This is a genomic window from Pseudomonas graminis (genome assembly GCF_001705435.1).
GTDB lineage: Bacteria > Pseudomonadota > Gammaproteobacteria > Pseudomonadales > Pseudomonadaceae > Aquipseudomonas > Aquipseudomonas graminis_B.
In genome coordinates this window covers 1-21,869 of the sequence record NZ_MDEN01000042.1, presented here as the reverse complement: position 1 = coordinate 21,869, position 21,869 = coordinate 1, and the positions used below count along the sequence as shown (strand labels likewise).

The following is a 21,869-nucleotide window of genomic DNA, read 5'->3' as shown; positions in this document are numbered from 1 at the left end:
AGAAACATGATGGACAAGCCGGCACCCCAGGCCCTGTATCGGCGGGCGAAATCCTTCGTTCACGGCAAGCTGTCGTCAGGGGAGTGGCAGCCCGGCGACTTGATTCCGTCGGAGAACCGCCTGGTGGTCGAACTGGGCATGTCGCGGATGACCGTCAACCGGGCGTTGCGCGAGCTGACCGAAGAAGGCCGCCTGCTGCGGGTGTCCGGGGTCGGCACCTTCGTCGCCGCCAGCAAGCCGCAATCCAACCTGCTGCGCATCACCAACATCGCCGACGAAATCCTCGCCCGGGGCCATCGCTACCGCTGCCAGGTGCTGCATCTGGCACGGGAGTCGGCGTCGATGCCCGTCGCCTCGGCCCTCGCGCTGATCACCGGTGCGTCGGTGTTTCACCTGTTGTGCGTGCACTACGAGGACGATGTGGCGGTGCAGCTGGAAGACCGTTACGTCAATCCGCACGCCGCGCCGGACTTTCTGCAGCAGCCTTTTGGCGACGCGTTGCAGTCGGCGCGCTATCTGTTGCAGATCATTCAGCCCGATGAAATCGAGCACATCGTCGAGGCCACCCACCCGAGCGCCGAGGAGCTCAAGCATTTGCAGATCGAACCGGGCGAGCCGTGTCTGGTGTTGATGCGCCGAACCTGGAACAGCGGCAACGTGGTGACCTACGTGCGGCTGGTGCACCCTTCGTCGCGTTATCGACTGGGCAGTCGCATGCCGGCGACCGGCGCCTATCGCGACACCTGAGCGCTGCCGGTCAGCACATGGATCGAACCCTTGCGCGCCGTTGCCCTCGATATCTGTAAGTCCTGTGAACGGGATATGACAGAAGAGGTGCATATGGCTACCCAGAACAATGATCAAACCGTCAACCGTAACGACCCGGCGATCAGCCCGGCCGCGCAACCGGAAGCCCCGGACAGCAGCGTGGCGCAGAAGGACACGGTCAAACCACAGGGCGAGTCGAAAGACGGCGTGCAGGGTCATGAGAACGCCGGGGTCGATGCGGGGGATAACAGCTTTACCCCGGATTTCGAGCCGGAAGAGCATGAATCCCCAGACACCACAAAAGAGGAGCTGCAGACGGGTGAGCTGGACAAGGACATTGATACCGCCGGGGGTTGAGGGAGGTTTGAAAGTCAGATAGCCGGATCAGGTCGGTGGGTTTGATTGCTAAGTCGGATCCCGCTCACGGCACTTGTGGGAGTGAGCTCGCTCGCGAAGAGGTCGCCACAGCCGCTGGATCTCCAGGGGCTTGGCTCAAGTCTTCGCGAGCAAGCTCGCTCCCACGGGATTCTCACCGCCGCCTCTGACCTGGTTCGGATCTAACAGCTCACCACCCGCTCGATCTGGCGGACATTTCATTGCATGGCCCCCTGACAAAACGGCACCATCACGCCTTGGTCTGCGCCCGCAGACTTGCCTGAAGTTCATCCCCGGAGCGTTGTCGATAATGGTCCAGCCCGCCACTCAGGATGCCCCGCGCGTCGGTAATAAACTCACACCCCGCGAGTTTCGCGGCATGGCGGCGATTCTGATGTCCATCGCCCTCGCCACCCTTGACACCGCCATTGCCAACACCGCCCTCCCCGCCATCGCGGCTGATTTGAACGCCTCACCGGCGGCGTCGGTGTGGATCATCAACGCCTACCAGCTCGCCGCCGTCGCCACGTTGTTGCCGTTTGCGGCGCTGGGCGGCGTGCTTGGCCATCGCAAGGTGTATCTGGGCGGGCTGATTCTGTTCGTGGTGTCGTCGGCGCTGTGCGCGCTGTCCTGGTCACTGCCGACGCTGACCGTCGCCCGCGTGCTGCAGGGCATCGGCGCCAGCGCGATCATGAGTGTCAACGCCGCGCTGATCGGTTCGATCTTTCCCCACGAACGGCTGGGCCGCGGGCTGGGCATGAACGCGCTGGTGGTCGGCACCTCGTTCTCCATCGGCCCGACCGTGGCGTCGCTGGTGTTGTCGGTGGCGAGTTGGCCGTGGCTGTTCGCGATCAACCTGCCCATCGGCCTGTTTGCCCTGGTGTTCGCCTGGAATTCGCTGCCCGCCACCCGCCTCGGCAGTCTGACCTTCGACCGTTTCACTGCGGTGCTCAACGTCATGACCTTCGGCGCGCTGATCTTTGCCCTGAGTCAGGCGGCGCAACTGGGCTCCGTGGTCAGCGTGCTGATCGCCCTGGCGGTGTTTTTGGTGGGCGGCGCGCTGATGCTCAAGCGCGAGGCCGGGCACCCTGCGCCGATGTTCCCCCTGGATTTGCTCAAACGGCCGCTGTTTGCGTTGTCGGCGCTGACGGCGTTCTGTTCGTTCGCCACCCAGGGGCTGGCGTTTGTCTCACTGCCGTTCTTTTTTGAAAGCACCCTGGGCCGCGACCCGATTCAGACCGGGTTTCTGATGACGCCGTGGTCGGTGGTGGTGGCAATGATCGCGCCGTTCGCCGGGCGCCTGTCAGACCGTTATGCGCCGGGGCTGCTGGGCGGGATCGGGCTGGCGATGCTCTGTATGGGGATGATTTCCCTGGCGACTATGCCGGCCGACGCCAGCGTCATGTCGATCATCGCGCGGATGATCCTGTGCGGAATCGGCTTCGGTTTCTTCCAGGCGCCGAACCAGAAAGCGCTGATGACCAGCGCCCCGAAGGAGCGCTCCAGCGGCGCCAGCGGCACGATTGCGACGGCACGCCTGATCGGTCAGGCCACGGGCGCGGCGTTGGTGGCTTTGAGTTTCGGCATTTCCAGCACCCACGGCCCGGTGTTGGCGTCGAGCATTGGCGCCGGCTTTGCGGCGGTGGGCAGTCTGGCGAGCGGCTTGCGGTTAGTGACGAAGAACACGGCCAATCCGCGGCCTTAAGCGTCGTCAATCCAGCCAGCGCAGAATCAGGCAATCATCGCGCAGGACTGGGTCATCGGTTTGGCGCGCAGGGTCCCTACCATGGGGGACTTCGAGCATCGACCATCGATCAACGGCTTCGGCCCCGAGAGGAAACCCACAATGAGCACATCAAAAACCCTGTTCATCACCGGTGTCAGCAGCGGCTTCGGTCAAGCGCTGGCGCAACAGGCGCTGGCGGCGGGTCATACGGTGATCGGCACCCTGCGCAATGAAGACGCCGTTCAGGCATTCGAAGCCCAGGCACCCGGTCGCGCCCACGGCGTGCTGCTGGACGTCACCGACTTCGACGCCATCGACCGCGTGGTCGCCGGGGCCGACACCGCATTCGGGCCCATCGACGTGCTGGTCAACAACGCCGGCTATGGTCACGAAGGCATTCTGGAAGAGTCGCCGCTGGAGGATTTGCGTCGGCAGTTCGACGTCAACGTGTTCGGCGCAGTGGCGATCATCAAGGCCTTCGTGCCACTGTTCCGCCAGCGCCGCAGCGGGCACATCCTCAACGTCACCTCCATGGGCGGCTTCATCACGATGCCGGGGATTTCCTACTACCACGGCAGCAAGTTTGCGCTGGAAGGCATTTCCGAATCCCTGAGCAAGGAGTTGAAGCCCTTCAATGTGTTTGTCACGGCCGTAGCGCCGGGTTCGTTCCGCACGGACTGGGCCGGGCGTTCGATGCAGCGTACTGCGCGGCAGATTGCCGACTACGACGCCAGCTTCGACCCGATCCGCAAGGCCCGCGAAGAACGCAGCGGCAAGCAGCCGGGGGATCCGGTCAAGGCGGCGGACGCGATGCTCAAGCTGATTGATAGCCCCACCCCGCCCGCGCACTTGTTGCTGGGCAGCGATGCGTTGAAGCTGGTGCGGGAAAAGCTCGCGCAGCTGGAAGCCGAGTTTGCGGAATGGGAAGAGGTGTCGCGCTCGACGGATGGGTGAAGTTCGATGAAAGTGCGTCGGCCTAACGGCCACTCCGGTCCCGCTCCGTGGGCCCTGCGTTCAGCCTGCACCAAAGTCGCGTTTGGCGGTGACTGGGCTTTTTGCGTATGAAGGTCAAAAGCAGATCAACATCAACGTCAAAAGCTTCCCGGCTGAAGCCGGTCCTACAGACCTGCTGCGTACCCCACCGTAGGACTGGCTTTAGCCGGGAAGAGGCCGGCATGACCACCATCATTTTTTCTGGGAAACGCCCTCCTTGTGGGAGCCGTCAACCGGGAACTCGTGGCGTAACTTAACCTACACCCCGCCCCGGCTGAAGATGCGGATCACTTCATCCAGATGCCCCGCCATCGCCTGCCTCGCAGCTTCTGCATCGCGGTTTTGCAGGGCGTCGAGGATCAGGCGGTGTTCGTGCTCGGAGCGGAACGGCATGTCGTCGGAGGTGTAGTGGGCCTGCAAACGCTGGAACATGCTGCCGTACTGATGCCCGAGCAGGTGCTTGATCATCAGCCCATAGGCCGGATTGCCCGAGGCCTGGGCGATGCGGATGTGGAACAGGCGATCGCCGGGGTGGGTGTGGGAATGCTCGCGGTTGTCCCGGGCGTTGCGTTCGAAGGCCTCGCGGATCGCGTCGAGTTCTTCATCGCTGGCGTTTTGCGCGGCAAGCGCCGCCGCTTCCGGTTCGATCAGCCGACGCGCCTGAAGCAGGGCAAACGGCGGAATCTCCGCGCTGAAATCCACCTCGATGCCCAGCTCCGGGTCGACGTCCTTCCACTGATCGCGGGTGACCTGGGTCATCACCGGTTCATCGGACAGCTTCTGCCCCGGCGGTTCGCAGACCAGCACGCCATTGCCCACCCGCACATCCACCAGCCCGATTACCTCAAGGGCAATCATCGCCTCACGCACCGACGCCCTGCTCACCCCCAGCATCTTCGCCAATTCACGTTCGGCCGGCAGGCGGCTGCCCGGTGGAAACTCGCCGCTGTCGATCAGCGCACGCAGCTGATCGGCGATCTGGCGATAAAGTCTCTGGTTATCAATTACTTGGATTGGCATGGGGAATCGGCTCGGAAATTTTCAGCGCACTGGATCGACAAATGGCCTTGTTGCGGCCCATGACAAGTGCTAAAAACAGGACCAATGGCCTGACCATTGTAGCGCTGCAGTGAGCGGAGCATAGCAAAACCCGATGGGGTTAGCGTGCGTCGTCGTCGCCTGAATGCGGCCTCCGTGGCCCGGTCAGCAGACCTGAACCGCTTGATAGCCAGGCAGGTCGTCTCAACAATAAAAACAAGGGATCAACATGGACCTCACCGGTAAGCGAGTGCTCATCACGGCCGCCGCCCAGGGCATCGGTCAAGCCAGCGTCGAGGCCTACCTGAAGGCCGGCGCGGAAGTCTTCGCCATCGACATCAACGGTGCAGCGCTGGACCACCTCCAAGGCGTGCACAAGCGCGTGCTCGACGTCACCGACCACGCCGCCATCGAACGGCTGGCCGCCGAAGTGGGCGCGCTGGACGTACTGTTCAACTGCGCAGGCGTGGTGCACAGCGGCAACATCCTCGAATGCTCCGAAGACGACTGGCGCTTCGCCTTCGACCTCAACGTCACCGCGATGTACAAGATGATCCGCGCGTTTCTGCCGGCAATGCTGGCCAACGGTGGCGGCTCGATCATCAATATGTCGTCGGTCGCCTCGGCCATCAAGGGCGTGCCCAACCGCTTCGCCTACTGTGCGAGCAAGGCCGCCGTGATCGGCATCACCCGTTCGGTCGCTGCTGATTTCGTCGGCCAGAACATCCGTTGCAACTGCATTTGCCCCGGCACCGTGGAATCCCCTTCCCTGCGTCAGCGGGTGGCCGATCAGGCGGCGCGGGAGCATCGTGACGAGTCCGAGGTGTACGCCGCGTTCGAAGCCCGCCAACCCATGGGACGCCTGGGTACGCCCGAAGAAATTGCCCAACTGGCGCTGTACCTCGGGTCGTCCGCCAGCGGCTTTACCACCGGCACTGCGCAAATCATCGACGGCGGCTGGAGCAATTGAGCCCGCCGCCAATCCCGCGTATTCGTTAAACCGATTTCTGATCAATCACCATTTAGAGGACTCCCCATGAAATTGCTGCGTTACGGCGAACCCGGTCAAGAACGCCCTGGCCTGCTGGACAGCAACGGCCGCATTCGCGATCTGACCGATCTCATCGGCGACCTGTCGGGCACCGCCCTGAGCCCGGAAAGCATCGCGCACTTGCAGTCCCAGGACGTCAACAGCCTGCCGCTGGTGGAAGGCAGTCCGCGTATCGGCCCCTGCGTCGGCCAGATCGGCAAGTTCATCTGCATCGGCCTCAACTACGCCGACCACGCCGCTGAAACCGGCGCCGACATTCCGAAAGAACCGATTATTTTCAACAAGTGGACCAGCGCCATCGTCGGCCCCAACGACAACGTGGAAATCCCGCGCAACTCGAAGAAGACCGACTGGGAGGTCGAGCTGGGCGTGGTCATCGGCAAGGGTGGTCGCTACATCGACGAGGCCGATGCGCTGGAACACGTGGCGGGTTATTGCGTGATCAACGACGTGTCCGAGCGTGAATACCAGCTCGAGCGCGGCGGCACCTGGGACAAGGGCAAGGGTTGCGACACCTTCGGCCCGATCGGCCCATGGCTGGTGACCCGCGATGAAATCGCCGACCCCCATCAGCTCAACCTGTGGCTGGAAGTCGACGGCAAGCGCTACCAGAACGGCAATACGCGCACGATGATTTTCCAGATTCCCAAGCTGGTGAGCTACCTGAGCCAGTTCATGAGCCTGCAACCGGGCGACGTGATTTCAACCGGCACACCGCCGGGCGTGGGCCTGGGCATCAAGCCGGAACCGGTGTTCCTGCGCGCCGGCCAGACCATGCGTCTGGGGATTGAAGGGTTGGGTGAGCAGCAGCAGCTGACGGTCGACGCCTGAGGCAGCAAACACCATTCCTGTGGGAGCGAGCTTGCTCGCGAAGAGGCCAGTGCATTCCCTGCCTATTCATCAGGAGTAAAGGCTTCGCGAGCAAGCTCGCTCCCACAGGTTCTGCATGCACTTGAGATCAGTGGTTTCCTCAGTTTTCCCAATACGCCGCGCTGCCCATAACAATGCCAAAGGGACCCGCCATGACCACCATCACCGCCTTGCGCGTTGAAGACATCCGTTTCCCCACGTCGCAATTGCTCGACGGCTCCGACGCGATGAACCCGGACCCCGATTACTCGGCGGCCTACGTCATTCTCGAAACCGATCACCCCACCCTGCAGGGCCACGGCCTGACCTTCACCATCGGCCGTGGCAACGAGATTTGCTGCACAGCGATCAACGCACTGGCCGGCGTGATGGTCGGCTTGACGCTGGAATGGATCACCGAAGACATGGGCCGTTTCTGGCGCCACGTCACCAGCGACAGCCAGTTGCGCTGGATCGGCCCGGACAAGGGCGCTATTCACCTGGCGACGGGCGCCGTGGTCAACGCCACCTGGGACCTGTGGGCCAAATCCGAGGGCAAGCCGGTGTGGCAACTGGTGGCGGAAATGACCCCGGCGCAACTGGTGCGCTGCATCGATTTTCGCTACATCACCGACTGCCTCACCCCGGACGAAGCCCTGACCCTGCTGACCGAGCGCGCCGAGGGCAAGGCGCAGCGGCTGCGAACGCTGCTGGCCGACGGTTACCCCTGCTACACCACGTCGGCGGGCTGGCTGGGCTACCCCGACGACAAGCTGCGCCGGCTGTGTCAGGAAGCGGTCGATGGCGGTTTTTCTCACATCAAGCTGAAAGTGGGCCGCGACCTGCAGGACGACATTCGTCGGGTGCGCATCGCCCGGGAAGTGCTGGGGCCGGATCGCCATCTGATGATCGACGCCAATCAGGTCTGGGAGGTCAAAGAGGCCATCGACTGGGTCCGCGAGCTAGCGTTCGCCAAGCCCTGGTTCATCGAAGAACCGACCAGCCCCGACGACGTCGAGGGCCATCGCACGATTCGTCTTGGCGTCCACCCGGTGAAGGTGGCGACCGGCGAGATGTGCCAGAACCGCATCGTCTTCAAGCAACTGATCATGCGCGGCGCCATCGACGTGGTGCAGATCGACGCCTGCCGGCTCGGCGGGGTCAACGAGGTGCTGGCGGTGATGTTGATGGCCGCTAAATACCAGCTGCCGGTCTGCCCCCATGCCGGTGGCGTCGGGCTGTGCGAGTACGTGCAGCACCTGTCGATGATTGATTTTCTGTGCATCGCCGGAACCCATGAAGGTCGGGTGGTGGAGTATGTCGATCACCTGCATGAGCACTTTGAAGACCCGTGTGTGATTCGTGACGCCGCGTATTTGCCGCCGGCCGCACCGGGGTTTTCGATTCAGATGAAAGCCGCTTCGCGGGAGCAGTACGCGTACAAAGGCTGAGGACCCCGCCAGAGCTTTGCCCAGGCACGAAACGGACGGAGTACAACAACAATGTCGTCCCGACACTCAAGCGTTCCGGCAGCGCCCTTGCGGGTGGATGCCCATCAGCATTTCTGGACCTACGACGCCCGGGATTACCCCTGGATCGACCAGCGCCATGCTGCGTTGCAACGGGATTTCCTGCCGGGGGATTTGAAGCCCTTGCTCGATCAGCACGGTATCGACGGCTGCATCGCGGTGCAGGCGCGGCACAGCGTCAGCGAGACCGACGCGCTGCTCAGCCACGCCGCCACTTACCCGTGGATCTTTGGCGTGGTCGGCTGGGCGGATCTGCGGGCGGATGACCTAGAGGCGCAACTCTCACGCTGGGGCGACTCTCATAAAGGCGCGCAAAAACTGGTCGGCCTCCGTCATCTGATCCAGGACGAACCGGCGCCGTCGCTGTTCCTCCAGGACCCTGCGTTCGCCCGTGGCATTCAGCTCTTGCAACGCCACGGGCTGGCGTACGACGTGCTGGTAAAAGACAAAGACCTGCACGCCGCTACCGACTTCTGCCAACGCCACGACCGGCATCACCTGATCCTCGATCACCTCGGCAAACCCGATCTCTCCCGGGAAGACCCCATTGCCTGGGCCGACCGCCTCGCCCCGCTGGCCGCCCTGCCCCACGTCGCCTGCAAGCTCTCCGGGCTGATTACCGAGGCCGACTGGCAGCACTGGCGAGCGGGGGAGCTGCTGCCTTACTTCTATCTGGCGCTGGAGCTGTTCGGGCCGCAACGGTTGATGTTCGGTTCAGACTGGCCGGTCTGCCAGCTCGCCGGCCGTTACAGCGATGTCCACCAGTTGTTCGAAACCGCCATCAGTAGGCTCTCTGTCGATGAGCAACATGCGCTGCGCGGCGGCACCGCCATTCGCCTTTATGGCCTGCAAGGAAACTGCCCATGAATCTGCACCTGCACGACAAAATCATCATCGTCACCGGCGGCGGCTCGGGGATTGGCGCAGCCATCTCGCTGGGGCTGGCCGAAGAAGGCGCGATCCCGGTGATCTTCGCCAATCAACCGCTGCCCGCCGAACTCGCGGCAGAACTGGACAGACGCCAGCCGCAAACCCTGTTCGTCCAGGTCGAGCTGCGCGATGAGGCCGAATGTGCGGCGGCGGTGAGCCAAGTGCTGGGACGCTTTGGTCGCATCGACGGGCTGGTCAACAACGCCGGTGTCAATGACAACGTCGGGCTGGAGGCCGGTCGCAGCGCGTTCATCGAGTCCCTGGAGAAGAATCTCATTCACTACTACGTCATGGCGCATTTGTGCGTCGACGCGCTGAAGGCCAGCAAGGGCGCCATCGTCAACATCGGCTCGAAAACCGCCCTCACCGGCCAAGGCGGCACCAGCGGTTATACCGCCTCGAAAGGTGCGCAACTGTCCCTGACACGGGAATGGGCGGCGTCGTTGCTGAGCGATGGCGTGAGGGTGAACGCGGTGATCCCGGCCGAAGTGATGACGCCGCTGTACGAGCGCTGGATTGCCAGCTTTGACGACCCTGACGGGAAGCTGGCGAAGATCGTCGAGAAAATCCCCTTGGGCCAGCGCATGACCACGCCGACCGAGATCGCCGACAGCGTGCTGTTTCTGCTGTCCCCGCGAGCGTCACACACCACCGGGCAATGGCTGGTGGTGGACGGCGGCTATACGCACCTTGACCGGGCACTGACATGAGCGCGCTGACATGAATACTGGGCTGGTTGCGCAGCGTTTTTGTCTGGCCCTGGACCTTGCCGATGACGAGGCGTTGATTGCCGAGTATGAGCAGTTGCATCGGCGCATCTGGCCGGAAATCGCCGAGCATCTTCGCGGCCAGGGTGTGCTGGACATGCAGATCTGGCGACTGGGCACGCGGCTGTTCATGGTCATGGACACGGCGCCGGGCTTCAGCGCCGACGCGATGGACCAAGCGTCGGCGGCCCATCCCAAGGTGCAGGAATGGGAGGCGCTGATGTGGCGGTTTCAGAAGCCGACGCCGTGGACCGAGCCGGGGAATAAATGGCAGCCGATGGCGCAGATTTTCAGTCTGGATGAGCAATTGAAAAGACTTCATGAGCCCTGACACCCCTCTGCGCCGGCTGCTGAATGGGTCTCTGGTGGGAGCGAGCTTGCTCGCGAAAGCTGAGTTTCAAACGCTGGAAAACTCGTGGATGTACCGGCCTCTTCGTGAGCAAGCTCACTTCCACAGGCACGCTTGAACAACAACAAAAAAGGAGAGCGTTATGTTGACCAAACACAGCAAAGTACAGACTGGGGTGTATCGGCACGCTGAGCCATCGGTGCGGATGGCGTTGATGCTGGTGACCAGCCTGTTTTTTCTCTGGGGCCTGTCGTATGGCCTGCTTGATGTGCTGAACAAGCATTTTCAGGAAACGCTGCACGTCAGCAAGGCCCAGTCCGGGCTGCTGCAGGCGGCCTACTTCGGCGCGTATTTCATCATCGCCCTGCCCGCCGGCTTTTTGATGGACCGCTTCGGCTACAAGGCCGGGATCCTGCTGGGTCTGTGCCTGTACGCTGCGGGCGCGTTGCTGTTCATGCCGGCGGCCGATGCGGCGAGCTTCGCGTTCTTCCTGTTCGCGCTGTTCGTCATCGCCCTGGGCCTGGGTTGTCTGGAGACAGCAGCCAATCCCTATGCGACGGTGCTGGGTGATCCGAAAGGAGCTGAACGTCGGCTCAATCTGGCGCAATCGTTCAATGGCCTTGGCCAGTTCGTCGGGCCGCTGCTGGGTGGCGCGCTGTTCTTCGGCGGCAGCAACGCCGGCAGTGACAACAGTTCGCTGCAAACCACGTATGTGGTTATCGCGGTGATCGTCCTGCTGGTGGCGGCGCTGTTCGCCCGCACGCCGATGCCCGATCTGCGCGAACAGGAATCGAGCATCCGGCGTCAGGACAGCAAGACCCTCTGGCAGCACCGCGAATTCGTCGGTGGCGTGGTCACGCAGTTCTTCTACGTGGCGGCGCAGGTCGGCGTGGGCGCGTTTTTCATCAATTACGTCACCGAGCACTGGGCGAGCATGACCAGCCAGAGCGCCGCCTATTTGCTGTCGGTGGCGATGATCTGCTTCATGTGCGGGCGCTTCTTCAGCACCTGGCTGATGGGGCGTATCCCGGCGCAGCGGCTGCTGATGGTCTACGCATGGATCAACGTCGCGCTGTGCGCGGTGGTGGTCAGCGGCGTGGAAAGCGTGTCCGTGGTGGCGCTGGTCGCGGTGTTCTTCTTCATGTCGATCATGTTCCCGACCATCTTCGCCATGGGCGTGAAAAACCTCGGCCCCCACACCAAACGCGGCAGCTCGTTCCTGATCATGGCCATCGTCGGCGGCGCCCTGATGCCGTATTTCATGGGGCTGGTGGCGGACCACTTCTCCACGGCGCTGGCGTACCTGCTGCCGCTGGGGTGTTTTGTGGTGGTGGCGTTTTACGGGCGTAGCGGGTTGCGCGGGCGGGAGGCGTGATCTCGGTTTTGTGGTGTGAGGACTGACGCCTTTCCCGGCTGAAGCCGGTCCTACTATCAGGTTTAAGCCAGTCCCAATCGGCGTGCGCGACGCTTTTGTGGGACCGGCTTTAGCCGGGAAGAGGCCAGTTGCGACACCCTCACTTTTGCGGTGTGAAGACTTGCGTTTTCCCGGCTGAAGCCGGTCCTACTATCAGGTTTCAGCCAGCCCCAATCGTGATCGTGCCCACGCTCTGCGTGGGCATGCATCCCGTGACGCTCCGCGTCGCCTCGCACAACACCTGAAATGTGCATCGTCTCAGGGACGCAGAGCGTCCGACCGGGCATTCCCACGCGAAGCGTGGGAACTATCAGAAAGTCACCCGCTCAGCGCTAACCCTCAGGGCTTGGCAATGTCCGTACGGCTCACCGCCGGGGATTCTTTCGGCAGTGTCGCGCGCATCTGCGCCACTTGGCCGGCGTTGACGGCCGGTGCCTGGTTGCCCCAGCTGCTGCGGATGAAGGTCAGCAGTTGCGCCACTTCTTCATCGGACATGCGCCAGGCGAACCCGGGCATGCCCAGTTGCGAAGGCGCCGTTTCGGTGGCGGGGAGTTTGCTGCCGGCCAGCACCAGACGAATCATCGACACCGGGTCTTCCGACAGCACCGACGAGTTGCCGGCGATCTTCGGAAAAACCCGCTCCTCACCCTGTCCGTTGGTGCGGTGACAGGCCGCGCAGTTGTCGACATACAACTCGGCACCGCGACTGCCCTCCTGCCCCGCCGCCAGAGCCTTGGCGGTTGCCGGATCCGCCTTGAAGCTGGACACCTGACGCTCGCTCGCCGGCAGGGTTTTCAAGTACGCGGCCACCGCCTGCAAGTCGGCATCGTTGAGATGCTGGGTGCTGTGCACCACCACATCGCCCATCGCGCCGCCCAATACCGCATGGGTCGCACTGCGCGCGCTGCGCAGGGTGGCGACGATGTCGTCCTTGCTCCAGCTGCCCAGTCCGTCAGCAGGATTGCCGCGCAGGTTCACCGCCAGCCAGCCGTCGATCACCGGGCCGCCGGAAAGGAATTCCGCGCCCGATTCATCCAGGGCTTTTTCCTGCAGGGTGATTGCACGCGGCGTGTGGCAGCTGCCGCAATGCCCCAGTCCCTGAACCAAATACGCCCCGCGAGCGACTTGCGCGTCCGGGTAGCGCGCCCTATTGAACGCCACGGCCTCGGGCGATGGCGCGAAGACCTTGCGCCAGATCGCCAGCGGCCAGCGCATCGACAACGGCCACGGCACATCGTTGGCGCGGTTCTCGGCCTGCACCGGAGCCACGCCGTGCATAAAGTACGCGTACAGCGCGCGCACGTCGTCATCCGTGGTTCGCCCATAGGCCGGATACGGCATGGCCGGGTACAGGCTGTTGCCGTTGGCCGCGATGCCATGACGCAGCGCACGGTCGAAGTCGTCCAGCGAGTAAAGGCCAATCCCGGACGCCGTGTCCGGGGTGATGTTGCTGCTGTACAGCGTGCCGATCGGCGATGCAATCGGCAGTCCTCCGGCGAACGGCTTGCCACCAGTGGCGGTGTGGCACGCCGTGCAGTCTCCGGCGTCGGCCAGGTAGCGGCCCTTTTCAATCAGCGCGGCCTGATCGGTGTCGGGCGCGGGGGCGAGTTTGGGCGTCGAGGTCGGCCAGAGCGCGAACACCAGCAGCGCAACGAACACCAGCACCGCCAGTGAAATCAGGCTCAAGAGAAACTTCTTCATGGTCATTTCTCCTTAGGCCTGAACCAGCGGGCCGGGGTTTTTCAGGTACTGCTCGCGAATGGCCTTGGCGGACCAGTACGCCAGCGCACCCACCATCCCGGTCGGGTTGTAGCCGTTGTTCTGCGGGAACGCGTTGGCGCCGATGGCGAAAACGTTGTGCACGTCCCAGGACTGCAGATAACGGTTCAGCGCCGAGGTCTTCGGATCGCTGCCCATGATGGCGCCGCCACAGGTGTGGGTGCTCTGGTACTTGGTGATGTTGTAATGCTCGCCGGGTTTCTTGGCATCGCCGGCCAGCGCCACCGGGTTGAGGATCTTCGACATCTCCAGCGCCTTGCCCACCAGGAACTGCGAGGCCTTGATCTCGTTGTCGTGCCAGTCGAAGTTGATGCGCAGCAGCGGTCGACCGAAGCCGTCCTTGTAGGTCGGGTCCAGGCTCAGGTAATGCTGCTTGTAGGACATGCAGGCGCCTTGGACCTCGAAATAGAACGAGTGACGGAACGCGTCGCTGGCGGCCTGTTTCCAGGCGGTGCCCCAGTTCGGCGTGCCCGGTGGCACGTTGATCCCGCGCACCGGCCCGCCCCCGGGTTGCCGCGCCCAAATGATGCCGCCGCCGACGAAACCGGCCTTGGCGTTATCCAGCTGGTTGCCGTTGAGGTTGTCCATCGTGGTGCCGGCGCCACCGATACCGATGAACTGATTGGCCTGCACTTCCTTGTTGAAAAACAGCACCACGCGGTTGAGGTTCTGGTAGGAATAATTGCGCCCGACCGTGCCTTCGCCAGTCTGCGGATCGTAGGGTTTGCCGATCCCCGAGAGCAGCATCAGGTGGACGTTGTACAGCGAGAACGCGCACAGCAAGACCAGATCGGCCTGCTGCTCGACTTCCCGGCCCTGAGCATCGAGGTAGGTGACGCCAGTAGCTTTTTTGCCGTCGCTGTCGAGGTTGACCTTGAGCACCTGAGCGTGGGTGCGCAGCTCGAAATTCTTGCGCTGACGCAGCACCGGCAGAATGCTGATGTTGGGGCTCGCCTTGGAGTAGTTCAGGCAGCCGTAGTCGCTGCAGAACCCGCAGGCGTTGCACGGGCCCATCTGACAACCGTACGGGTTGACGTAGGGCGCCGACGCATTGGACGCCGGAATCGGATACGGGTCCCAACCCATCTCCCGCGCGGCCCCGTAGAACATTTCGGCGCCGAGGTAATTGGGGTTCGGGCCCAGGGGAAACTCACGGGAGCGCGAGCCTTCGAAAGGGTTGCCGCCGGGCTGCTTGACCCCGCTGATGATCCCCGCCTTGCCCGACGTGCCGCAGACGTATTCGAAGTGATCGAAGTGCGGTTCGAGGTCTTCGTAGCTGACCGGGAAATCCTGGATGCTCATGTCCGACGGGATGAAGCTTGCGCCGTAGCGCTGCTCGACGTTGGTGCGCAGCTTGAAGTCTTCGGGCAATGCGCGGAAGTGGCAGCCGGACCAGTGACTGCCCGCACCACCGACGCCTGTGCCGGGTTTGAACGAGCCCATCTGCCGATAGGGCACGGCGGTGGACGTCAGGTTGTGGCGCACTGTGACGGTTTCCTGGGCCAGGCTTTGCAGGTAACGGCGATGCACCGACCCTTCCAGTTCGTCGACGACTTTCGGGTAGGCGAAATCCGGCTGCGTGTCGCGGTCTGCACCGCGCTCCAGGACCACCACATTCAGCCCGGCATCGGTCAATTCCTTGGCCATGATCGCGCCCGTCCAGCCCATTCCGACAATGACGGCGTCTACTTTCGGTTTTACGTTTGCCATGTTCAGCCCCTCCGCCCGGACAGATCGACCGGTGCCAGCGGATAGGGCTTGTCGCGTACCGTGATCCAGTCCGTGTAATCGGCACGCATGCCGGGGTAGCCGATCATTTTCCACGCGCCCATGTTTTTGTTGCCGCCATGGGACGGGTCGGCGAAATAGCCGTTGCGCACTTCGTTGAGCAGGTTGCTGAAAAACAGCTTTGAAGCGATGTCCTCCAGCGCCAGCTTGCCGCTCTCGGCGGCCTTGAGCAGGTCTTCCTGTTGGGCCGAGGACAGCTCGGCGAAGACTTTGCCGTCGTAGGTCTTCTTGCAGTGCGCGTCCATGGCCTTGATGCCGACGCGCAGGGTTTCACGCAGGTTCAGCCGGCCTTGATAGCCGAACTCGGGCGCGGCTTCGAGGAACGGGCCCTGCATGTACCAGATGCCACCGTTGGCGTACGGCGTCTGCATGTGTCGATCGAGAAATTCGGGCACGCCCAGTTCGACGGCGCCGGGGCCGACGTGGTCGGACGGGATAAGGCGATCACAGGCCGCGATGAGAAAGGCCCACTCTTGCGGCGTGAAGAACGTCGGCGTGTAGTCGCCCGCTGCCGCTGCCGCCCCCGGCCCGGCAGGCAGGCTTTGCTGTACGTCGCTGGCGGGCGTTTGCGCGAAGGCACCGGAAGGAAAGCCGGCGCTGGCCAGGGTTACAACGGGGATGAGCGTCAGCGACTTGCGTAGAAAATCGCGACGCGCCGCGGAGGTGTCGTCATCGAACATCGTTCACTTCTCCTGAGACCAAACACGGGTGTGCTTCGTTTTTCTTGTGTTTTCTTCTTAGGAACTCGCCCGACGCTGCGGCGACTGATCCGCAGACGCGAGGCGAATGGATTGCGCACTAATCGTTGCCAGGCTAAGTATCTGGGTGCCATCAAACCAGCTAACGCCTTAGCGCGCCCGGGTTAAACGATTCATCAGATCTTGAATTGGCGGACCAAGGCGCTGAGGTTGCTGCCCAGGGTCGAGACGTCACGCATGGTGCGCGAGCTCTGCTCGGTTTCCTCCGCGAGGTTTTCCACGGCACCGGCGATCTGGTGGACGCTGCGGTTGATTTCCTCGGCCACCGAGGTCTGCTCTTCGGCGGCGCTGGCAATCTGCGCGTTCATCGCGTTGATGGTGCCGATCAGCTGCGAGATGGAATCCAGCGACTGGCCCACTTCGTTGGTCTGCTGGTTGGCGCCCTCGCCTGCCTGAGTGGAACGGCGCATGGCTTCGACGGAGGCATGAGTGCCCGTTTCCAGACGGGTGATCATGCCCTGGATTTCCTGGGTGCTTTGCTGGGTACGGCTGGCCAGCGCGCGGACTTCATCGGCGACCACGGCAAAACCGCGCCCGGCCTCCCCGGCACGCGCCGCTTCGATCGCGGCGTTGAGGGCCAGCAGGTTGGTCTGATCGGCAATCGAGCGGATCACCGCCAGCACCGAGACGATAGAGCGCACGTCCTGTTGCAGGCTGTCCAGGCTGGTGCCGCTCATGCGGATGTCGTTCACCAGCGAGTTCATCCCGGTGATGCTGGTGCCCACCACTTTGCGCGCGTTATGACCTTGCAGATCGGTTTCGGAAGCGGCCTCGGCGGCCCGTTGCGCGCTGTGTGCCACTTCTTGCGCGGCGGCGGACATCTCGTGAATGGCGGTGGCGACCTGATCGGTCTCCTCACGCTGACGCTGCATGGCCTTCTCGGAACGCAGGGTCTGCTGGGTTGCCTGATTGACCAGCCCGTCCAGGTCGGTGGTCATTTGCGCAACCTGCCGGACCATGGCGTGGATCTTGTCGACGAACTGGTTGAACGAGGCCGCCAAATCACCCAGCTCATCGCGACCGGTCACCACCAGGCGGTGGGTCAAGTCGCCGTCGCCGGCGGCGATGTCGTCCAGGTTGCTTTTGAGAATGCGCAGCGGGCGGACGATGCCGTTGGCGGTCCAGAGGCCCGCCGTCGCCGTGAGCAGCAGCAGAACCAGGGTCACCACGAAGACGCTGCCGAGAATGCTGCGCGTGCGGCTGGCGACGGCGGCCTGCTCCAGGACCATGGCGGCGTCGATGTCGTCCATGTTGATCGCGCTGCCCAGCACCATGTCCCACTTGTCCAGGTACACCGTGTAACCGAGCTTGGGCACTTGCACCGCTTCATCGCCGGGCTTGGGCGCCGCGTAATCGACGTAGTGTTTACCGTTCTTCGCCACTTCCACGAAGGTCTGGTAATGGTAGGTGCCGTCGGGGTCGCGGGTGTCCCAGAAGCTTTTGCCGACGCCCGCCGCGCTGTCACCACGGAAAACCCGGACGCCTTTGGTGTCGTAACCGAAGAAGTAACCGTCTTCGCCGTACTTCATCGGCTTGAGCAGTTCCAGCGCCTTGTTCCGTGCGGCCATGTCACCGGGGGCGGAGGCATCGTGCAGCGGCTTGATGGTGGTCAACGCCACGTCCACGTAATTTTTAAGCACTTGGCGGTTACGTTCCACCAGTTGCTCGCGGGTTTCCTGCATCTGCTGATCGGCACTGCGCTGCAACACCCACGAGGCGACGCCACTGAGAATCAGCGCGAACAACAGGGCGGGAATGATGGCAAGACAGAGCAGCTTGCGCTTGACGGTAAGCTTCATGGGACGGGTCACCTCCTGGTCGTTAGTCCCCCACTATCGGCCAGAGATCGTACAACTTCAAAGCTTTTGCTGGCAATTTGACGCCAATGTATTGGCTAGTCCGTATCCATATGAATGGGGCCAGAGCCACAGGCCAGGGCCTGCGCAGCGATCAGCGTGGATGGATTTTCACTGGCGGCTTTGATTTAGATAACGGACAGTTGTCACACAACTCAAGCGCGGTCACTCGATAACGAATGCAGCACACCCGGCGTTGTCGCTTTGGTTCGCTTTGCCCGTCAATCTTGAGGTAACGCACCGGCTGGTAAAGCGGATTGCGGCGTCCATTGGGGAGATGTCGGGCGTTGAGCAGCTGGTGGCCGTGACTCACATCGGCGTGGGGTATCGCGTTTGCCAGCACGCCCAACAGCCACTCGAAATAGTTGCCGGCGTTGCTCCACAGCACTTTTGGCGAAAGGCGAACATGACGTGCCAGGGCATCAATGAACGGCCTGAGGTGATGTTCGAGCAACTCATCGAAACGCTCGAAAGCATCGGCCGGACCGGGCGTCCATTGCTGGCCCGCGTCAGGCAGTTTGAACGCGACAGGCAGACAATCATCGTCGAGAATCAGCTGCAGATGATCGAGGTGCAGCGGCAGACGCTGGTCGAGAATCAGCGAAGCCGCCACCACCGGCGGAATCAGCTTCACGAAGTAGTACTTGCTCCAGATCGACGCCAGCCCGCGCGGGTCGCTCTCGGGATAGGCAGTACCGAATCGCGTCAGGACATCGTTCAGGTAATCGCCGCCGAGAAAGGTGCGTAAAGGCACGCCGACGCGGGGGTCGTCCGGCAGCACGAGGACGTCGCGATAGTGCTCGAAGTCAGCGATAAACAGCGGCGCCAGCGCAGGAATCATGGGGCGATTCGCTGTGCTGGCCGCCTGTTCATCGTGAAGCGGTCAATGGGACTGCTGCCGCGCCAGCACCCACAACCCCTGCTCCAGCGCGGGAAACAGGCTGTTGTTGAAGTTGTTCCAGCGCAGTTCGAGGATGGTGTCGTCGGGCGCGATCGGCGTGTCGAGCACGTCGAACACCACCTCACCGGAATCGATGCCGGTGTCGACGTAATGGAACGACGCGCCGGTCATGTTCACCACCGGCGTGTCGACCATCTCACGCGTGGTCCAGTCGACCACTTTCTTGCCCCGGGCGCCGTACAGCGCGTCGAGGGTGGCATAGGCGCCGCGCCGTTCGTACGGTGACTCCAGCCGCGTGATGCCCGGGTGCACGTTGAAGATGCGGCGATGGAAATCAGCGCCTTCGCGCACCAGTTCGTCGAGGATCACCAGCAACCCGTCGAGGACCACGACGTCGGCGCCCAGCGCGTGCAGCCGCTCGCCGAGACGTCGCTCGAAATCCGACTTGCCGGCCGGCCGCGCGCTGTCGTCAAGGGGCAAGGCGCGGTAGCTCGACGGCACGTTTTCCAGCAGGTCATCGACCTTGCGCCCCTGCACCGTCAGGCCCGCCGGGTAGAACCAGTGGGCGCCCTGCCCCGGCGCGAAACCGTAGTCCTTGATGCTCTCGCGGTCCCGCGCGGACTCAGGATTCTCGTCGTAGATGATCGCTTCAAGCGAATAATGATCGCCGAGGGCCGTGTCGTTGAGCGCCTTGACCAGGTACTCCAGCGGCGAGGTCATGTAACGCTGCTCGCCGTGGTAATCGACGTATTGACCGGCCTTGTCCGCCGCGGCGTTACGCAGCGACCAGACGTAAACAAGCTTGGTTTTCTGCATGAATATCGGACTCAGGAAAGGGTGTGCAGGGTGTTGCCGCTGACGCCTTCAGCCATGGCGACCACGACTTTTCGTTCGCCGCTGAATGGCTTGCGCGAGTGCGCCGTGAGCATGTTGTCGAGCATCAGCACGTCGCCGGTCTGCCAGGGGAAGACCACTTCGCATTCGCTCAGCACGCCACGAATTTCCGCCAGGGCGTCGGCTTCCAGCGGGCTGCCGTCGCCGTAGTAGACGTTGCGCGGCAGGCCTTCTTCGCCGACGGTGTCGAGGAGGATTTCCTGCATCTCCTCGTCCAGGTTCGACAGGTGGAACAGGTGCGCCTGGTTGAACCAGACCCAGTCTTTGGTGCGCGGATGCTGGGCGACGCCTTGCACCAGCTGCCGGGTGCGAAGGTCGCCGTCCTCGGTCCAGTCGCACTGGATGCCACGGGGGCGGCAGTAGTCTTCAACGTCGCTGTGGCGCTCGGTGTTGAAGACCTGTTGCCAAGTCAGGTCGAGACCGTTGCCGTAGTTGCGCACGTACATCAGGCGCTTTTCTTCGAAGCGTTTGCGCAGCGCCGGACTGATGCGCTGGAACACCCGGCGGCTGTCGGCGATCGGCGTCTCGCCTCCGCTGACCGCGGCTTTGGCGCAGTAGAAGAAGATGCGCATGGGCCATTCGGTGGTGTAGGCCTGTTCGTTGTGCAGGGGGATCGAGCGGTGGGCCGGGTATTCGGTGGAGGTGTAGACGCCTTTGCCATCGACCTGGCTGCGCGGGGTGGAGCCGAATTCGTAGTTGAGCAGCGGGTGGCCGAAAGAGGCGGCGAACTGCTGGAAGCCTTCGACGCCTTCGGGGGTGAAGCCGCTGAAGAGGATGGCGCCGTCGCGCTCAAGCGAGTGGTCAACGACGCTGCGCAGGGCGTCGATTTCGGCGGCCAGGGAGACGCCGGTCTGGCCGGGCTGGACGCGCAGGGGGAAGCCGGCTTCAAGGCGCAGGCGTTCGGGGGTGAGCATGCGCATGTTCATGGGCGGGACGCTCCTGATGTGGCTGAAGGGGGTGGGTTCAGGCCATGGCCTTGCGCAGGCTGAGGGGGCGCATGTCGGTCCAGACGCTTTCGATGTGGTTGAGGCAGGTCTGTTTGTCGCCTTCGACGCCGACGCTTTTCCAGCCGTCCGGGATGGCTTTGTAGTCGGGCCAGATGGAGTACTGTTCTTCGTGGTTGATGACGACCCGGAACTGTGTGTTTTCGCTGTCGAAGCTCATGTGTTATCCCTCGTGGTGTTGGAACGGCGCAGGTAAGCGCGCCTTACCTGAAAGACGAACGAGGCGGCGGGATGGTTAGTAGTTTTCAGTAAAAAATCTGTTGCCGCGTGAAGCTTGAAGATCACAAGCATCTGCCTAACGGCAGATCGTTTCGCCTTCGGCGAGTTACTTGGAAAAGCACCCCAAGTAACCAAGGGTGCCTGCTCCTGGTTTGGCCCTTCCTTCGTCAGGGTTCCTTCACTCCGACGACACTCCGTGGGCCCGCGCCGAACGGACATCCATGTCCTGACGGCGCTCTCGCCGCATCCATGCGGCTCGGCCCACTGCGCGTCGTCTGCGTTCAGCCTGCACCCAAGTCGCGTTTGGCGGTGACTGGGCTACCGCGTAGAAGATCAACAGCGAGAGCAAAAGCAAAAGCAGATCAAGGGCTTCCCGGCTGAAGCCGGTCCTACTAACAGACCGCGCGCACCCGTAGGACCGGCTTTAGCCGGGAAGCCGTTGCCGTTGCCGTCGTGATCGTTCCCACGCTCCGCGTGGTAATGCCGCCTAGGACGCTCCGCGTCCCTTCTTAGGTGGGGTGACGCGGAGCGTCACAGGATGCATGCCCACGCGGAGCGTGGGCACGATCGATAAAGGGAGGGGGTGCTATCAGCGAAATTGTTGGGGAGTGGGCTGGCCTCTTCCCGGCTGAAGCCGGTCCTACAAAGGGATCGCAGGCGTCCAGTGGACTTGGCGGTGCCTCGAGTGTAGGACCGGCTTTAGCCGGGAAGCCGTTGCCGTTGCCGTTGCTTTTGATCTTCATACACATGAAGCTCAGACGACACCCATCGCGACTTGGGGGCAGGCTGAACGGAGGTCTCGCGGAGTGGGCCGAGCCGCATGGATGCGGCGAGAGCGCCGTCAGGACATGGATGTCCGTTCGGCGCGGGCCCACGGAGCG

At 62.9% G+C, this 21,869-nt stretch carries 19 protein-coding genes and 2 pseudogenes; 11 read left to right on the top strand and 10 right to left on the bottom strand.

The genetic code is table 11. The features are described 5' to 3' along the window. Window positions 1-6 precede the first annotated feature (6 nt). The 4 genes from hutC to BBI10_RS00675 all read left to right on the top strand — a co-directional run bounded on the left by hutC (window position 7) and on the right by BBI10_RS00675 (window position 3,823). Entirely contained in the window at window positions 7-747 is a 741-nt protein-coding gene (gene hutC / locus BBI10_RS00690; RefSeq protein ID WP_065986103.1) for a histidine utilization repressor, read from the top strand. A gap of 93 nt (window positions 748-840) precedes the next feature. Further along, window positions 841-1,125 carry a hypothetical protein gene (locus BBI10_RS00685; RefSeq protein WP_065986102.1) on the top strand — a complete coding sequence of 95 codons (285 nt, stop codon included), beginning with the start codon at window positions 841-843 and terminating at the stop codon, window positions 1,123-1,125. Between the two features lie 397 nt (window positions 1,126-1,522). After that, complete coding sequence (locus BBI10_RS00680) at window positions 1,523-2,848, top strand: MFS transporter (RefSeq protein WP_065986109.1); 1,326 nt, start codon at window positions 1,523-1,525, stop codon at window positions 2,846-2,848. Window positions 2,849-2,989: 141 nt separating this feature from the next. Then, window positions 2,990-3,823 carry an oxidoreductase gene (locus tag BBI10_RS00675; RefSeq protein ID WP_065986101.1) on the top strand — a complete coding sequence of 278 codons (834 nt, stop codon included), beginning with the start codon at window positions 2,990-2,992 and terminating at the stop codon, window positions 3,821-3,823. A gap of 297 nt (window positions 3,824-4,120) precedes the next feature. Here the strand turns inward: BBI10_RS00675 and BBI10_RS00670 are convergent, their stop codons facing one another. Then, complete coding sequence (locus BBI10_RS00670) at window positions 4,121-4,882, bottom strand: FadR/GntR family transcriptional regulator (RefSeq protein WP_065986100.1); 762 nt, start codon at window positions 4,880-4,882, stop codon at window positions 4,121-4,123. A 247-nt stretch (window positions 4,883-5,129) separates the two neighbouring features. Between BBI10_RS00670 and BBI10_RS00665 the strand changes: the two genes are divergently transcribed. The 7 genes from BBI10_RS00665 to BBI10_RS00635 all read left to right on the top strand — a co-directional run bounded on the left by BBI10_RS00665 (window position 5,130) and on the right by BBI10_RS00635 (window position 11,750). Further along, window positions 5,130-5,870, top strand: a complete 741-nt coding sequence (locus BBI10_RS00665; protein WP_065986099.1) for an SDR family oxidoreductase — start codon at window positions 5,130-5,132, stop codon at window positions 5,868-5,870. Between the two features lie 66 nt (window positions 5,871-5,936). Next, window positions 5,937-6,782 (top strand): fumarylacetoacetate hydrolase family protein, encoded by an 846-nt coding sequence (locus BBI10_RS00660; RefSeq protein ID WP_065986098.1) that lies wholly within the window; start codon window positions 5,937-5,939, stop codon window positions 6,780-6,782. A 191-nt stretch (window positions 6,783-6,973) separates the two neighbouring features. Beyond that, window positions 6,974-8,251, top strand: a complete 1,278-nt coding sequence (locus BBI10_RS00655; RefSeq protein ID WP_065986097.1) for an L-fuconate dehydratase — start codon at window positions 6,974-6,976, stop codon at window positions 8,249-8,251. Between the two features lie 51 nt (window positions 8,252-8,302). Next, the gene (locus tag BBI10_RS00650; protein WP_065986096.1) at window positions 8,303-9,196 is read left to right on the top strand and encodes an amidohydrolase family protein; all 894 of its coding nucleotides are present in this window, start codon (window positions 8,303-8,305) and stop codon (window positions 9,194-9,196) included. Further along, window positions 9,193-9,969, top strand: coding sequence for an SDR family oxidoreductase (locus tag BBI10_RS00645; protein ID WP_065986095.1), 777 nt, complete (start codon window positions 9,193-9,195; stop codon window positions 9,967-9,969). Before BBI10_RS00650 ends, BBI10_RS00645 begins: the two co-directional genes overlap by 4 nt. A gap of 10 nt (window positions 9,970-9,979) precedes the next feature. Beyond that, on the top strand, window positions 9,980-10,357 hold the full coding sequence (locus BBI10_RS00640) for an L-rhamnose mutarotase (protein WP_065986094.1): 378 nt from the start codon (window positions 9,980-9,982) through the stop codon (window positions 10,355-10,357). A gap of 160 nt (window positions 10,358-10,517) precedes the next feature. After that, window positions 10,518-11,750, top strand: coding sequence for a sugar MFS transporter (locus tag BBI10_RS00635; protein ID WP_065986093.1), 1,233 nt, complete (start codon window positions 10,518-10,520; stop codon window positions 11,748-11,750). A gap of 378 nt (window positions 11,751-12,128) precedes the next feature. Here BBI10_RS00635 and BBI10_RS00630 read toward each other — a convergent pair whose 3' ends face one another. From BBI10_RS00630 to BBI10_RS00595, 9 genes and pseudogenes are all read right to left on the bottom strand, one after another. Beyond that, window positions 12,129-13,490 (bottom strand): cytochrome c, encoded by a 1,362-nt coding sequence (locus BBI10_RS00630; protein ID WP_065986092.1) that lies wholly within the window; start codon window positions 13,488-13,490, stop codon window positions 12,129-12,131. A gap of 12 nt (window positions 13,491-13,502) precedes the next feature. Beyond that, window positions 13,503-15,278, bottom strand: a complete 1,776-nt coding sequence (locus tag BBI10_RS00625; RefSeq protein WP_065986091.1) for a GMC family oxidoreductase — start codon at window positions 15,276-15,278, stop codon at window positions 13,503-13,505. Between the two features lie 2 nt (window positions 15,279-15,280). Beyond that, entirely contained in the window at window positions 15,281-16,036 is a 756-nt protein-coding gene (locus BBI10_RS00620; RefSeq protein WP_065986090.1) for a gluconate 2-dehydrogenase subunit 3 family protein, read from the bottom strand. A 194-nt stretch (window positions 16,037-16,230) separates the two neighbouring features. After that, window positions 16,231-16,725: pseudogene (locus BBI10_RS28430) on the bottom strand (methyl-accepting chemotaxis protein); the annotation flags it as partial. A gap of 363 nt (window positions 16,726-17,088) precedes the next feature. Further along, a pseudogene (locus BBI10_RS28425) lies at window positions 17,089-17,913 on the bottom strand (cache domain-containing protein); the annotation flags it as partial. Between the two features lie 151 nt (window positions 17,914-18,064). Further along, a complete protein-coding gene (gene fhuF, locus BBI10_RS00610; protein WP_065986088.1) occupies window positions 18,065-18,811 on the bottom strand; it encodes a siderophore-iron reductase FhuF in 747 nt (248 codons plus the stop codon). Window positions 18,812-18,853: 42 nt separating this feature from the next. Further along, window positions 18,854-19,687 (bottom strand): N(5)-hydroxyornithine transformylase PvdF, encoded by an 834-nt coding sequence (locus BBI10_RS00605; RefSeq protein ID WP_065986087.1) that lies wholly within the window; start codon window positions 19,685-19,687, stop codon window positions 18,854-18,856. Window positions 19,688-19,698: 11 nt separating this feature from the next. Beyond that, on the bottom strand, window positions 19,699-20,691 hold the full coding sequence (locus tag BBI10_RS00600) for a TauD/TfdA family dioxygenase (protein ID WP_065986086.1): 993 nt from the start codon (window positions 20,689-20,691) through the stop codon (window positions 19,699-19,701). Window positions 20,692-20,728: 37 nt separating this feature from the next. Continuing rightward, window positions 20,729-20,929 carry an MbtH family protein gene (locus tag BBI10_RS00595; RefSeq protein ID WP_065986085.1) on the bottom strand — a complete coding sequence of 67 codons (201 nt, stop codon included), beginning with the start codon at window positions 20,927-20,929 and terminating at the stop codon, window positions 20,729-20,731. Between the last annotated feature and the right edge of the window lie 940 nt (window positions 20,930-21,869).

Coding starts and splice junctions, on each gene's coding strand:
- BBI10_RS00635 (WP_065986093.1), top strand. CDS start 10,518: ATGTTGACCAAACACAGCAAAGTACAGACTGGGGTGTATCGGCACGCT.
- BBI10_RS00685 (WP_065986102.1), top strand. CDS start 841: ATGGCTACCCAGAACAATGATCAAACCGTCAACCGTAACGACCCGGCG.
- BBI10_RS00640 (WP_065986094.1), top strand. CDS start 9,980: ATGAATACTGGGCTGGTTGCGCAGCGTTTTTGTCTGGCCCTGGACCTT.
- BBI10_RS00650 (WP_065986096.1), top strand. CDS start 8,303: ATGTCGTCCCGACACTCAAGCGTTCCGGCAGCGCCCTTGCGGGTGGAT.
- BBI10_RS00655 (WP_065986097.1), top strand. CDS start 6,974: ATGACCACCATCACCGCCTTGCGCGTTGAAGACATCCGTTTCCCCACG.
- fhuF (WP_065986088.1), bottom strand. CDS start 18,811: ATGATTCCTGCGCTGGCGCCGCTGTTTATCGCTGACTTCGAGCACTAT.
- BBI10_RS00620 (WP_065986090.1), bottom strand. CDS start 16,036: ATGTTCGATGACGACACCTCCGCGGCGCGTCGCGATTTTCTACGCAAG.
- BBI10_RS00660 (WP_065986098.1), top strand. CDS start 5,937: ATGAAATTGCTGCGTTACGGCGAACCCGGTCAAGAACGCCCTGGCCTG.
- BBI10_RS00625 (WP_065986091.1), bottom strand. CDS start 15,278: ATGGCAAACGTAAAACCGAAAGTAGACGCCGTCATTGTCGGAATGGGC.
- BBI10_RS00600 (WP_065986086.1), bottom strand. CDS start 20,691: ATGAACATGCGCATGCTCACCCCCGAACGCCTGCGCCTTGAAGCCGGC.
- BBI10_RS00645 (WP_065986095.1), top strand. CDS start 9,193: ATGAATCTGCACCTGCACGACAAAATCATCATCGTCACCGGCGGCGGC.
- BBI10_RS00670 (WP_065986100.1), bottom strand. CDS start 4,882: ATGCCAATCCAAGTAATTGATAACCAGAGACTTTATCGCCAGATCGCC.
- BBI10_RS00595 (WP_065986085.1), bottom strand. CDS start 20,929: ATGAGCTTCGACAGCGAAAACACACAGTTCCGGGTCGTCATCAACCAC.
- BBI10_RS00630 (WP_065986092.1), bottom strand. CDS start 13,490: ATGAAGAAGTTTCTCTTGAGCCTGATTTCACTGGCGGTGCTGGTGTTC.
- hutC (WP_065986103.1), top strand. CDS start 7: ATGATGGACAAGCCGGCACCCCAGGCCCTGTATCGGCGGGCGAAATCC.
- BBI10_RS00680 (WP_065986109.1), top strand. CDS start 1,523: ATGGCGGCGATTCTGATGTCCATCGCCCTCGCCACCCTTGACACCGCC.
- BBI10_RS00665 (WP_065986099.1), top strand. CDS start 5,130: ATGGACCTCACCGGTAAGCGAGTGCTCATCACGGCCGCCGCCCAGGGC.
- BBI10_RS00605 (WP_065986087.1), bottom strand. CDS start 19,687: ATGCAGAAAACCAAGCTTGTTTACGTCTGGTCGCTGCGTAACGCCGCG.
- BBI10_RS00675 (WP_065986101.1), top strand. CDS start 2,990: ATGAGCACATCAAAAACCCTGTTCATCACCGGTGTCAGCAGCGGCTTC.